General features: G+C 56.7%; 12 protein-coding genes and 3 pseudogenes. 8 read left to right on the top strand and 7 right to left on the bottom strand.

Annotated features, from left to right (window positions below; translation table 11 throughout):
* Window positions 1–969: 969 nt before the first annotated feature.
* Together EXE44_RS13575 and EXE44_RS13580 are read right to left on the bottom strand one after the other, a co-directional pair.
* The gene (locus tag EXE44_RS13575) at window positions 970–2,499 is read right to left on the bottom strand and encodes an oligosaccharide flippase family protein (protein ID WP_137717599.1); all 1,530 of its coding nucleotides are present in this window, start codon (window positions 2,497–2,499) and stop codon (window positions 970–972) included.
* Window positions 2,500–2,503: 4 nt separating this feature from the next.
* Window positions 2,504–4,141 (bottom strand): alkaline phosphatase family protein, encoded by a 1,638-nt coding sequence (locus EXE44_RS13580; RefSeq protein WP_137717600.1) that lies wholly within the window; start codon window positions 4,139–4,141, stop codon window positions 2,504–2,506.
* Between the two features lie 85 nt (window positions 4,142–4,226).
* On the opposite strand from EXE44_RS13580, the gene EXE44_RS13585 reads away from it, so the two are divergent.
* The 3 genes from EXE44_RS13585 to EXE44_RS13595 are packed head-to-tail and all read left to right on the top strand — an operon-like array spanning window position 4,227 to window position 5,950.
* Entirely contained in the window at window positions 4,227–4,691 is a 465-nt protein-coding gene (locus EXE44_RS13585; RefSeq protein WP_137695072.1) for a dTDP-4-dehydrorhamnose 3,5-epimerase family protein, read from the top strand.
* Window positions 4,692–4,694: 3 nt separating this feature from the next.
* Window positions 4,695–5,768, top strand: a complete 1,074-nt coding sequence (locus EXE44_RS13590) for a glucose-1-phosphate thymidylyltransferase (RefSeq protein ID WP_137717601.1) — start codon at window positions 4,695–4,697, stop codon at window positions 5,766–5,768.
* Between the two features lie 2 nt (window positions 5,769–5,770).
* Complete coding sequence (locus EXE44_RS13595) at window positions 5,771–5,950, top strand: hypothetical protein (protein WP_137707084.1); 180 nt, start codon at window positions 5,771–5,773, stop codon at window positions 5,948–5,950.
* On the opposite strand, the gene rfbD is transcribed toward EXE44_RS13595, so the two are convergent.
* Window positions 5,947–6,837: a dTDP-4-dehydrorhamnose reductase gene (gene rfbD, locus EXE44_RS13600; RefSeq protein ID WP_137717602.1), complete on the bottom strand. Its 891-nt coding sequence runs from the start codon at window positions 6,835–6,837 to the stop codon at window positions 5,947–5,949. The two genes, EXE44_RS13595 and rfbD, sit on opposite strands and share 4 nt — an antisense overlap.
* Window positions 6,838–6,887: 50 nt before the next feature.
* On the opposite strand from rfbD, the gene rfbB reads away from it, so the two are divergent.
* Window positions 6,888–7,814, top strand: coding sequence for a dTDP-glucose 4,6-dehydratase (rfbB, locus tag EXE44_RS13605; protein WP_137717603.1), 927 nt, complete (start codon window positions 6,888–6,890; stop codon window positions 7,812–7,814).
* Window positions 7,814–8,263, top strand: coding sequence for a GDP-mannose mannosyl hydrolase (locus EXE44_RS13610; RefSeq protein ID WP_137706921.1), 450 nt, complete (start codon window positions 7,814–7,816; stop codon window positions 8,261–8,263). The genes rfbB and EXE44_RS13610 overlap by 1 nt, the downstream gene beginning before the upstream one ends.
* A 5-nt stretch (window positions 8,264–8,268) precedes the next feature.
* On the opposite strand, the pseudogene EXE44_RS22060 reads toward EXE44_RS13610, so the two are convergent.
* The 3 genes and pseudogenes from EXE44_RS22060 to EXE44_RS13630 form a co-directional block, all read right to left on the bottom strand.
* Window positions 8,269–8,972: pseudogene (locus tag EXE44_RS22060) on the bottom strand (sugar phosphate nucleotidyltransferase).
* A 42-nt stretch (window positions 8,973–9,014) separates the two neighbouring features.
* Window positions 9,015–9,545: a 2'-5' RNA ligase family protein gene (locus EXE44_RS13625; RefSeq protein WP_158293462.1), complete on the bottom strand. Its 531-nt coding sequence runs from the start codon at window positions 9,543–9,545 to the stop codon at window positions 9,015–9,017.
* A gap of 45 nt (window positions 9,546–9,590) precedes the next feature.
* A pseudogene (locus EXE44_RS13630) lies at window positions 9,591–10,016 on the bottom strand (sugar phosphate nucleotidyltransferase); the annotation flags it as partial.
* 142 nt (window positions 10,017–10,158) lie between these two features.
* Between EXE44_RS13630 and EXE44_RS13635 the strand changes: the two are divergent.
* The 3 genes and pseudogenes from EXE44_RS13635 to EXE44_RS13645 form a co-directional block, all read left to right on the top strand.
* Window positions 10,159–10,749 (top strand): Rrf2 family transcriptional regulator, encoded by a 591-nt coding sequence (locus EXE44_RS13635; RefSeq protein ID WP_137717607.1) that lies wholly within the window; start codon window positions 10,159–10,161, stop codon window positions 10,747–10,749.
* A gap of 6 nt (window positions 10,750–10,755) precedes the next feature.
* Window positions 10,756–11,235 carry a hypothetical protein gene (locus tag EXE44_RS13640; RefSeq protein ID WP_394348231.1) on the top strand — a complete coding sequence of 160 codons (480 nt, stop codon included), beginning with the start codon at window positions 10,756–10,758 and terminating at the stop codon, window positions 11,233–11,235.
* A gap of 97 nt (window positions 11,236–11,332) precedes the next feature.
* Window positions 11,333–11,629: pseudogene (locus tag EXE44_RS13645) on the top strand (zinc ribbon domain-containing protein); the annotation flags it as partial.
* A gap of 324 nt (window positions 11,630–11,953) precedes the next feature.
* Here the strand turns inward: EXE44_RS13645 and aglF are convergent.
* Window positions 11,954–12,679 carry a UTP--glucose-1-phosphate uridylyltransferase AglF gene (aglF, locus tag EXE44_RS13650; protein WP_137717608.1) on the bottom strand — a complete coding sequence of 242 codons (726 nt, stop codon included), beginning with the start codon at window positions 12,677–12,679 and terminating at the stop codon, window positions 11,954–11,956.
* Window positions 12,680–12,699 lie beyond the last annotated feature (20 nt).

Consider the following 12,699-nt stretch of genomic DNA (forward strand, 5'->3'; position numbering starts at 1 on the left):
TTGATGGCCGAAAAGGCAGTCTCGGCCATCCAGCGCTGGCCGTCTAATTCTCTGTCCAACCGGGCGTTGTGGGCGTGATCGTACGCAGCAAACAGCCGGTGACGCAGCAAGGGTCGGACGCCCTCTAACCGGAGGGCGTCCCGGTGCGATTGGTCGTCATAGCCTTTCTCGCCAGCGAGAATCTCGATTTTCTTGGTGTTACGAAGGGGGACTCGACGGCTAGTTTGAGTGTCGCGAGGCCAATGTGCCGAGCAGTGAATGTCGAGGACGGAACATAAGTCTGTATCGGCGAGCGTCGTCGTTTTGAGCGTATGTGGCGATCAGAGCAGTATTGGTTGTGTCTCGATACCGTTTCGTGGTCGAAGAATGTGGCATCGATTACACCGTGCGAGCCCGGATCGCAGCTGGTCGCGGACTCACGAAGAAAGACACGCCATATCGACATGGGATCCTCTCAAACGACCGGCACAGCGTTGAGGGTACGGGAATGCTGTTTGAGCGCTGTAACAGATCACGAACGCGATCCATCTCACTCGCCCAATCGACGATCTCGCGGTATGCCACACCATGTGAATCCGTAAAAAGTGGAGCGTCATATGCTTCCAGCCGAGAAATCCGTGGCCAGTCATATCACTTACCGCCGTCGGACTGGCGGCACAGCGCTTTTGAGCCAGCGACGCGGCTTGCTTAACGAAGCGGAAGAGGGTTTGGACACATTCGGTTTTTCCGCTTCGCTTCCGGCTTCACAGTGACTATCCCGCCGCTCACTGTGGATTCAACAGAGCAAACTAATCTGAACAATGCCTGCTTTGCCAAACAGGGGTCACTTATCGATAAACCGGCCCTCAGGTGCTGTCCGCTACGTATAGACGTAATCGAATTTTATAACTTCCTTGAATTACTCGTTTAATCGTTACAACTCTTCCAGTACTCTCAGACACTATGATCTTATTTTGCTTTATTATTATTTTAGGTGTCGATATTAGGCATTAGTAGTTTTTCAAACACTGGATATCCGAGGCGTTCGTCGAACTGGGTAGCGACCTGTACATCCTCGGAGGTGAATCCACCAATCAGGCGAAGCCCCACGACGAAAGAAAAGACAACGAGGATCGGGAGTGAAATCACGAGTACCAGACCACCAGTATTGGTCACAATCACAATCCCTACTAGTAGCGGAAGTAGCGCAGCTGTCCAAACGCGTACTAAACCTCTGCTAAAGGAGTGGATCCCACGGAGATAATAAATCTCGATGACCCCCGCCATTCCGGCAACTGTAAGAGCAGTACCAGTCGCAATTCCCGCCCCAAGAATTCCTAATGTAGGAACCAACAACGCGTCCAAAGTTCCATTTACACCAACGAGAACGACCGTATTTAGCAGGGTAAGACGAGTGTGACCAAGCCCCTCAAGCATCATTCCCTCTGGTCCGAATGCTGCATTAAGAAGGTATCCAATAGAGAGTGCGACAACCGCGGTCGCTGCTGCAGTGTACTGCTCAGTGAATAGGAGAGAAAGATAAGTCTCTGGGGCTAACACGAGTGTCAGAGTCGGAGGGATCGTCAGGATAGTCACCCACCGCGTCGTTAGTGTGAACCGGTTCTGAAGGAGCGTGTTATTGCTCATATTCTCGGCCACAATCGGTTTGAAGATCGGAGTAATTGCCCGAAGTGCAATAAGCAGGTTTGAAGCGAGCAAGAACCCGACTTGATACTGGCCAACCTCTGCCGAGCCGAGAAAATATCCTATTATGAAATAGTCGATCTGTCCAACAAGAGAATAAATCACACCTGCAAGGACTAGCGGAAGTGAATAGGACAATAGCGCACGGTTAGAGACTGACTCCACTTCAGACTCTCTGATCCACTCTACCCTATATATAAAAATTATCAGTCCAGTAAATACTGCAAACGCAACCCCGACGAGATACCCCCCGACCAAACCCATAAGACCCATCCCGGTGGTTATAAGCACGACTATTGCGACGATCCGGCAAAGGGGGTTCAGCAGATCTTTCACCAGCATCCGATACTCCATTCGCTTGATACTGTTGAAAGATGCAATCAGTACCTTATTGACCGTCTGAATCGGGATCAGTAGCACAAACAGTGCGAGTACGATGACCAGCTGAGGCTCGCCAAACAGATCTGCGATGAAGGATCTACTCAGAAAAACGATCGTTAATCCAACTAATGAAGAGAAGGTTCCAATTATCAAAACGTTTCGGAGCGTTGATTTAGCCCTTCCGTACTCATTATTATTGAGGAATTGTGGAATGAAGTAATCGACTGATCGGTGAATGTTGAGACTGACGAAGCCCTGAACAAAGAGAACGATCGACAACGCTAGTGTGTAGACCCCGTATTGTGTAGGAGTGACGAGTCGGGTCGCTGTAGCGACAAACGAAAAACCGAGTGCTTTTCCCAATATGTTCCCAAGAAAGGTGATGCTACCTTGTTTAGCGATTGTAAATATCCCATTATCATTCTTCTCGCTCATTTGTTCAATTGAGATAACCCATATTACTCAACCGTTCTTCTAAGGCCTCTTCCTCACTTTCACTCCATTCTCGTCTCTCCCCATCCGTTTCGCCGTAATTATTTGTATACTTAATCGAGGAAACTCCTTTGTGTTCTTCCGTCATTGCGTCTTGTAGTACTATTCCATCGACCGTCTCCGGAATCGGACAATTATGAAGATGAAGCAGAGTCGGTGCAATATCCACAACGCTTGCATTCTCTATCGTGCCGCAGTTGAAATTCGGTCCTGAGGCGATGAATATGCCGTCTCTACGGTGGTCCCCAGATCTGTCCTGACCGTACTGTTTCGAGGGACGAATCAATTCATCGGAGTGGCCATTTTTCAAGGTGTACTCAGGGTTTGTGCGAACGATTAGGTCAGGTGCGTCATCCACTATCCAACCAGAGTATACTTCCTCACTCCGAACCACCGCTTCCACCAGTTGGTCGTCGGTTTCTGGATGTCGAATGGAGCGAAGTGAGTCACGAACCTGTTCCACCACCGTATCATACTCTTCGTGAGTTACTGTCCCCTGAGTGAATCGGTCCTCAAGATTAATGAAGAGTGCTTGTCCTGAAAGCGTCGAAAAGAAGACCTCCGTTTCATCCCAGACAATTGTTCGATGGGAATTATCTTGAAGAGACCCTCCAAACTCAAACCATGAGGCAGGGAGCACCGACTTTACTAATTTCTGTAGCCCAGCGCTGCCTACTACATCCCACCCGAACTTGAGTATCTCGGCTGCGAGATCAATAGCAACTTGATTAGGTGAACCCTGAGTTTCTCGGGTGAGGTATCCCGTGTCTTCTAGCCATTCGTCAATATAGATATCATACGAGAGAGGACCGAACCCATGATCAGAAATGATGAGCACGTCACACTCGTCATCTGTTTGTTCTAGAATCTGTCCGATACCGTCGTCAACGGTCTCGTAATACCGTTTAATGGCGTCAGTATGCGGAGAGTCGGGATCGTACCGTGGGTGAGATTCATCTAAATATTTCCAAAAGTAGTGTTGGATACGATCACTTCCGTCGTAGACAGACATCGCAAATTCCGTTTCGTGGTCATCGATCAAGGTGAGGAACAGTTCTGTCTGATATTCCGCTACCTTGATTAGATTCTCTTTGAATTCCCTTTCATTTCCAGCCTTGTAGAGGGACTTGTCCTCAAAGAGGTTTTCAGCTGTGCCTATTGTGTCCCTGAGTGGTTCCGGTTGAACAAAATCCTCAATACTATTCGGTGTTGGGAACCCACTGACGAGATATCCGTCAACCTCTTCCGGCGGGTAAGTAAATGGTATTTTGAACAATCCTGTGGTCGTTCCATAATCGTTCATAATCGACCAGAACGGAGATGATCGACGATCGGAAGAGTTGATCGACCGTCGATTGTAGTCTTCTTCGAAAGTGCTGAAGTCAAAGATACCATGCTTGCCAGGATTCGTTCCAGTCTGAATGGAATTCCACGCCGGAGGAGAAACGGGTGGGGTAATCGATTCAAGCGGACCAGAAACGCCGTCGTTTTTGAGTTGACCGAGATTTGGTAGCTCACCGGCCTCGATCATAGGATCAATCACATCCCATTCGCCACCATCGAGTCCAACAACGAGCGTATCCATTTAATCTGAACCTATTCGTCAGTACATATGAATGCTTAGATCGACATCGAAAGGTCAAAGCCCTGTACAGATAATCCTCAGTGGAATGATCCACGACATCGAAGTCAGAGACCTCCAAGTAAACACCGACGAACGCGGCCACCTCGTCGAAGTCTTCCGCGAAGACTGGAATGTGTACGATATCGATCCGGCGATGTCCTACTACTCGATGACCTATCCGGGGATCATCCGCGCGTGGCATCGCCACCTCGAAGGCCAGATCGATCACTTCGTCTGCCCGCAGGGCCGAATCAAGGTTGGCATCTACGACGATCGCGACGACTCCCCCACCCAAGGCGAACTGGATACGTTCGTTATCGGCGAGCACAACCAACAGCTGATCCGCATCCCCGGCGACTGCTGGCACGGCTTCAAAGCGATCGGCGACGAACCGTCGCTCCTCATCAACTATCCGACGAAACTCTACGACTACGAAGAACCGGATGAGGTGCGACTCCCATATGACACTGACGAAATACCTTTAGACTGGGAGGAACCACCTCACGAGTGAAAGATGAAAGGCGTCCTTCTCTCAGGCGGCACGGGCTCACGCCTCCGCCCCATCACCCACACTGGTCCCAAACAACTCGTCCCGGTCGCGAACAAGCCGGTCCTCGAATACGCGATCGACGATCTCAAGGAGGCCGGCATCACCGAGATCGGCGTCATCCTCGGGAACAAGGGCCGCGTCGAAATTCAGGAGCTCCTCGGCGACGGCTCGAAGTACGGCGTCGACATCACCTACATCGTCCAGGGGAACCCTCTTGGACTCGCCCACGCCGCGGGCTGTGCCCGTGACTTCGTCGGCGACGACGACTTCGTGATGTACCTCGGGGACAACATCCTCAAGTCCGGCGTCACCGATCTCGTCGAGAGCTTCGAAGCCGGCGACTACGGAGCGGGCATCGCACTCCAAGAGGTGGAGAACCCCCAAGCGTTCGGCATCGCGGACGTCGACGACGCGGGCAACGTCACGGAGCTCATCGAGAAGCCCGACGACCCGCCGACGAACCTCGCGCTCATTGGGATGTACGTCTTCTCGCCCGCGGTCTTCGACGCCATCGACGACCTCGAACCGTCGTGGCGCGGCGAACTCGAGATCACGGACGCCATTCAGGACCTGCTCGAAGACGGCCACGCGATCGACTCGCACGTCGTCACGGGCTGGTGGAAAGACACCGGGAAGCCGGAGGACATCCTCCACGCGAACCGGCTCGTTCTCGAGGATGAATCTCTCGACACTGCAGGGACAGTCGAAGATGGGGCTGAGGTCGACGGCCGCATCGAACTCCACGAATCGTCGGTTATCGAGGACGGCGCAGTCGTCCGAGGGCCGGTCTCCATCGCGGCGGACACGGTCATCAAGAGCGACACCTACGTCGGGCCGTACACCTCGATCGGCGCGAACTCCACGCTGGAGAACGTCCATATCGAGAACAGCGTCGTCATTGGCGACTCGACGATCACGGCGTCAGGCCGGATCGTCGACAGTCTTCTCGGCCGGAGCGCGAACGTCGAAAGCGCCGAAAATCACCTTCCCGAGGGCCGTCGCCTCGTCGTCGGCGAGAACTCCCAGCTCAAACTGTAACCATGCGCATCATCACTCACTCCTGTCCGGACTGTGGCACCGTTGTCGCCGCGAACGAGCTTGAGTCCAACCGCGTGATGAAGTGTCCGGGACTCGGCTGTCAGGGTGTTCTCCGATTTGACGAGCTCCCAGAAGAGGCACGTGATCACTTTCTCGACAACCGCGAGCGCTACGAGATCTAACGCACCGCGTCCCAGATTTTGCTCACATCTTCTTCGAGGGGTGGCTGTGGCCGACCGAGCTGCGACTCGACGGTGGCCACGTCGAGACAGGAGTACGTCGGGCGTTCCGCATCCCGATCGATGTCGTCGGTCGATCCCTCTTTGAGCAGCGCTGTATCTGCGCCGTGCTGGTCGGCAAGTACCTCGCCGAATGCGTAGGGTGTGACACAGGATCGACACGCAACGTGGTACAGTCCGGTTGCACCCGCATCAACTAGGTCGAGCAGCGTCGTAGCCGCCTGGCCCGCTCGCGTCGGCGTCACCCACTGATCAGTAAAGAGTGGGACCGTGTCACCCGATTCCAACTGGTCTCGAACCCACTCCGGGAACCCGGTGAGCGCACCCGAGCTCCGATGAACGCCCCAGACAAAGGAGAGCCGCGTGAGCAGGTGGTCTCCGTCAGCCTCTTGGACTGCTCGCTCGCCCGCCAGCTTCGACTCGCCGTACACTTGGACGGGGTTCGGCGACGCCTCCTCACCATAGGGGTCGCGTGCGGTGCCGTCGAAGACATAATCGGTCGAGACGTGGACGAACTCGACATCGTTGGCCGCACACTGATCCGCTAACGCGCCCGGTGCGTCGCTGTTAAGTACGTTTGCCTGCTCCGGGTTCTTCTCACAGCCGTCCACGTCCGTCATCGCGGCACAGTTGATGACGAGGCCCGGATCGTGTGTTTCGAGGACCTCGTCGAACGCCTCATATTCTACAAGATCGAACTGTGTCAGCGGGATCTCGAACTTGGGCCGTGTCGAGTGATACGTGCCCATAACGGTCCAGTCGCGCTGACGCCCGGAGTGAACGACGTTGCTCCCGAGGAGCCCGTTCGCTCCGACGACGAGAAGACGCATAGTTCGATTTTTCAACAGAAATATAAATAGGTGCTGTTGAGGGTAGTAGTATGCGAATTCTCGTCACAGGCGGGGCCGGCTTTATTGGGTCCAACTTCGTTCACCACGTACTCGACACCCACGAAAACGACGAAATTGTCACACTGGACGCGCTGACGTATGCGGGCTCAAAAGACAACTTGGAGGGCGTCCTCGACGACCCGCGCCACGAGTTCGTCGAAGGGGATATCCGCGATCAGGAACTCGTGAGAGACCTCGTTGCTGACGTGGACGCAATCGTCAATTTCGCCGCGGAGTCACACGTAGACCGCTCCATTGAGGGTGCAAAGCCGTTTGTGAGCACGAACGTCCAAGGGACACAAACCCTGCTCGATGCGGCTAGTGAGGCGGACATCGATCGCTTCCTCCAGATTTCGACTGACGAAGTGTACGGGCAGGTGCTCGACGGGACCTTCTCGGAAGACGACCCGCTCAACCCGCGCAATCCCTACGCTGCGACGAAGGCGGGCGCAGATCTGCTCGCGAACAGCTTCCAGACGACCCACGACCTCCCCGTGGTCATCACGCGAACCAGTAACAACTTTGGCCCGCGACAACACCCTGAGAAGCTCATTCCGAAATTCATCCAGAACGCGGCTGCCGGGGAGGCGCTCCCCGTGTACGGTGACGGGTCCAACGTCCGTGAGTGGATCTACGTCGAGGACAATTGTCGGGCGCTCGATCTCGTGCTACGAGAAGGAGAGATTGGCGAAGTATACAACATCGGCAGCCACGCGGAAAAGACGAACCTCGAGGTTACCGAGGCGATTCTCGATGCCGTCGGCGCGTCCGACGACCTCATCGAGTTCGTTGAAGACCGCGCAGGTCACGATCAGCGATACGCGCTCGACACCGAGAAGATCGAAGCGCTGGGGTGGGAGCCGCAGTACTCTTTCGAGGAGGGGCTCGAACGCGCTGTCGACTACTACCTTGACTGATGGCCGATACGGACCCGATCCCGGACGAGGAATGGAAGTTGATCGTCGCAAACGTTCCGCTCGTCTCCGTCGATCTCGTGATCGACCACGACGGCGGCGTCCTCTTGGGGAAACGCGAGAACGAGCCCGCAAAAGGCGAGTGGTTCGTGCCCGGTGGAACGGTGTTCAAAAACGAACCTCGCACTGATGCTGTCCACCGCGTGGCCAACGAGGAACTCGGAGAACCTGTCGTCATCGACGACTGTCTCGGGACCTACGAACATTTCTACGAAACGGCAGCGGCCGATAGCGTCGATTCGAAACACTATCTCGCGACTGGGTATCGCTGTCACTTCGACCGCGACGATCCCGAGATCGGCGGCGACGACCAACACAGCGCCTTCCAAGTCTTCCGGCCGCCGTTCGAGAATCTCCATCCGTACGTTAAACGATACCTCGACGATCGCTAACCCGACTACTCCCGCACGAGCCGTGCCGCCTGCTCGACATCGGCGGGCGTATTCACGTTCACGCGCTCACCGAGATGGATGGTCTCGATCTCGTACCCTGCCCGAACCAACAGCCCGACCGCTTCGTTCAGCTGGTACTCGCCCTCCGCAGACGGTTGGACCAGCGCACACGCGTGGAACACGTCCGCGGGGAGCAGGTAACACCCAGTCATCACGAGCGTCGATGGCGGGTCGTCGGACTTCTCGACAAGTCCGGTCACGCGATCTCCGTCAAGCGCAAGCACACCTGTCGTCGCCGCCTCCGCTGTCGACACCTCCTCGACGGCAAGCACGCCGTCGACGCCCGCTTTGGTGGCCGCGGAAACCGCCGGTACGACGCTCCCGGCGAACACGTTCTCACCGTTCAAGAGGAGGAACGACCCGTCGATGTGCGGCTCCGCTTGGCGGACGGCGTGGCCCAACCCGAGCTGCTCGCGTGGTGAACGTACGTGATCGGCACGCCCGCGAACGCGTCGCCGAACTGATCGACGATCTGCGCCCCTTCGTACCCGATCACGACGACGAGCTTCTCGGCGCCCGCCTCGACGGCCGTCTCGAAGACATGTGCCAATAAGGGTTGCCCCGCAACCTCGACGAGTCCCTTCGGTTGCGTCTCCGTTCGCTCGCCGAGCCGCGTCCCGCGGCCGGCCGCGGGGATGAGCGCGTCCATACCCGGTCTCGCGACCGCGACGACCGTGAAGCCACCGGCGTGTCACGACTCCGAGAGCGGAACGGCGACGACTGTCTCCCACTCGGATTCTGACTCTGTGGTGTCCACGAGCGCCAGCGCCTGACACGTGATGCTGCCCGGAAGCGTTGCCGTGTCGATCGACTGCGCAAAGTCGCGTCGCTCCGTGAGATCCATCTCACTGTAGACGAGACTGAGATGTGGGTAATACGCTGCGGTCGACCCACTGATTGCCTCTCGTGCCGACCGGTGTACCTCCATCAACTCAAGGGTCGGTACCAGGGAGAGGAACCCACACTGGTGCCGCGTCGTCGACCAGCGAACGCCATCGAACGCGAGCGGTGCGGTCCGAGCCGCAAGCGTCCGCGTCGTCTCCTCCAGCGCTGTACGCTCGTCATCGATACCGCCGACCACCGTCACGTGTGGACCGAAGACCGGTGCGTCCTCGACCCGCTCAGCAAGTTCCGTGATCGTCGCTTGGAGCTGACGGTGAGCCGTTGTCTCTGCTCCGGAGACAAGCCAGAGTGAGTACGTGGAATTCGACCGGTTACTCATCATCCGATCCGGACCACCGACACGAAAAAGCGCTCCTCCGATCGGTCACCTCGCGGATTCGTGAGTACTCAGTCCCTCGATTCCGCCGTCTCCCCTCTTCAAACTCTCCCCTTCCAACCGCGCCTCGGCCTTCTCGCGATCCTCCGGATACCCGACATCGACGCGCCACCCGTCCAACGGGATCGCGTCGATGGTCCGCCCGCTCTGGATCAACAGGTCGATCGCCTCGCTGATCTCGTACTCCCCCCGGTTCGACGGCTGTACGAGGTGTCACGCATAAAAAATGCCGGGACTGAACGTGTAAAACCCGGTCATCACCAGATTACTCGGCGGGTCGTCGGGCTATTCGACCACGCCCGTCACCTCGCCGTACTGGTTGGTGTCGCACACCCCGTACCGCGACGCGTCTTCTCAGTCGACCTCTTCGACGAGGAACGCGGCATCGACCCGGTCTTCGCGCTGGGAGGTAACACACCCACCCCACCGGTTCCGCTGTTAGCACAGACCGACCGCCGCGTACTGGTCTGCGTGGACGGACCACTGCTTTCGAGAGCAATGAAAGAATATACTATGATACCAAAGTACTATTTTCCCCTAGTTCGTGTGTGCCTACATGAGCGACCGACACCCACCAGCTACGTTTACAGATATCAACGAGGCAGTCGGGACAGACTGGGAGTCTAACACGACGCCATACGAGCGCATCCGGCATGTCATTAGCCACACATACAGCCCACTGTCGGCTGATACGGTCGCTGATAATGCGCGGACCGCTCCGAAGACCGCTCGAAAGCATCTGAGCACACTCGCAGACGAGGGGTTCGTCGAGACGACACCCGGCGAGCACGGCAGTACGCGGTATCGTCGCTCGCCCGAATCACTGGTCATGGAACAGGCGTCCGACATCCTAGAGCACGTTTCGACTGACGAACTCGTCGCACGGATTCAGGAAATGCGCGAGCAGCTCACAGAGTGTCAGACTGAATTCGGTGTCGAGTCCCCTGAAGCGTTAGCCGTCAACCAAACGAATCAGGCTCTCGCCGAGTCTGGAGTTCCACAAGAGGAGATCGATCCCGAGCGGATTCGTGAGTGGAAGACGCTCCGTCGAAACCTCGCGTTCGCAAATGCGGCCCTCTCGATCGGCACCGCCGAGCAGTTTGTCGACGATGACCGTCGCTCGACTGATGAGAACGTCCCGGCCTAAGCGATGGTGAACGCTTCAGATCACGACGAACACCATACGCTCCGTGGAGCGACAGACCGTCCGGCACTGCTAACGATTCGCGATGTTATCGAGGAAATGGAGCCGCTTGCGACAGCTGAACTCGATGACTATCTTCATCCATCTGTCCTCGAAGTTGCGCTTGACGATGGACTGTGTACGGCCGACGCGGCGCGGATAGACGTCCAGTGGACCACACAGGCTGACTACAAGTTCCACTATACGGACACAGAAGCGGTGAATTTTCGATGGGAAAAACATCCACATACAGACGACTATCTCAACGTCACGGGGCTCGAACATTATCATCCGCCGCCAACTGCGAGCTCAAAGCCAGATGAGGTCGAAGAATCCTGTATCAAACATGCTCCCGAAGTATTGGTCACTCGTGCCGTCCTCAAACTCTGGCGGGTCGCCTATCACATGGATTCGTACGACCCGCTCAATACTGGCCGAAATCCCCCGTGAACTGTCTCGGGGCAAGTGGTTCGAGACGCGGAGCGTCTCGTCATCACAGAAAACTTCGTCTTCCGTACGATCCCGCGAGTTCTTGTGGGCTCTCAACGTTACGGTCAATCCCAGAGGGACGACCAAGGAGTGCGCGTCGTGCGGCGTTTCGACGGAGAAGCCGTTGTGGATCCGTGAATACTCCTGTCCCGCCTGCGGGTTTGAGGCGGACAGAGATGCGAACGCGGCGTGAAACATCCTTTCGCGCGGCTTCGAAGACGTAGAAGTGGGATACTCCAAATCAACGCCTGTGAAGACTGTGCTCCCTACGGATACACCTGTATCTGTAAAGCGCGTCGTGGAAACAGGAAACCCCACCCTCAAAGAGCGAACCGCGTCAGCGGTGAGCGAGTAGGGTGGGGTAGTTCATTAGTCGAGAGCCCGGACGACACAGGAGATCGTAAAGCCGAAGAGAAGAGCACCAGCCACAGTGAGTACCGTCGTTGATGATGTGCCTGCGATCACGGCAGGCAACGACGCATCCATACTGACACTCCATCTATATGATATTTAAGAGAAACTATCCTCGGTGAAGACGAAGACCAAACCCTTCCCATCAGTCGGGTCCGAGAAGGCGGAACGTCTTCGTGTCCTGCGAAATTGTGGGTGTGAGACCCACCACCTCCTATCGGGCCTAGCTCGAGGTCGTCAAACGCGCCGGAGCGCTGCTTGACGACCTTTACGCCTCGACTTCGTCTCCCTGCAACAGCTCCTCCGCCTTGTCCCGATCCTCCGGATACCCGACATCGACACGCCAGCCCTCGATCCCGATCGCGTCGATGGTCCGCCCGCTCTGGATCAACAGGTCGATCGCCTCGCTGATCTCGTACTCCCCCCGGTTCGACGGCTGTACCAGATGACACGCGTGGAAGATCGCCGGCGTGAACGTGTAGAACCCGGTCATCACCAAGTTCGACGGCGGGTCGTCGGGCTTCTCGACCACGTCGGTGATCTCGCCGTACTGATTCGTGTCACAGACGCCGTACCGCGATGCCTCCTCCCACGGCACCTCCTCGACGAGGAACGCGGCGTCCGCGCGTTCCTCGCGCTGGCGCCGCACCACGTCCTGGAGGTTCGCCTCGAAGACGTTGTCCCCGAGGATGAGCATGAAGTCGTCGTCGATGTACTCCTCGACGGTCAACAGCGCGTGCGCCAGCCCGTTCTGCTCGCGCTGGTGGGCGTAGGTGATCGGCACGCCTTCATACTCGTCGCCGTAGTGGTCGATGATCACCTCCTTCAGGTAGCCGACGACAACGACCAGCTCGTCGGCGCCCAGCTCGATCAACTGATCGAAACAGTGCGTGAGCAGGGGCTCGTCCGCGACCTCCACCATCCCCTTCGGCTTGTCCTCGGTGAGGGGGCGGAGTCGCGTACCTTCGCCAGCCGCGAGTACGACGGCTTTCATACTACGTGGACAGTTTCGAT

The organism is Halorubrum sp. SS7, from assembly GCF_005435055.1.
GTDB classification, from domain to species: domain Archaea; phylum Halobacteriota; class Halobacteria; order Halobacteriales; family Haloferacaceae; genus Halorubrum; species Halorubrum salinarum.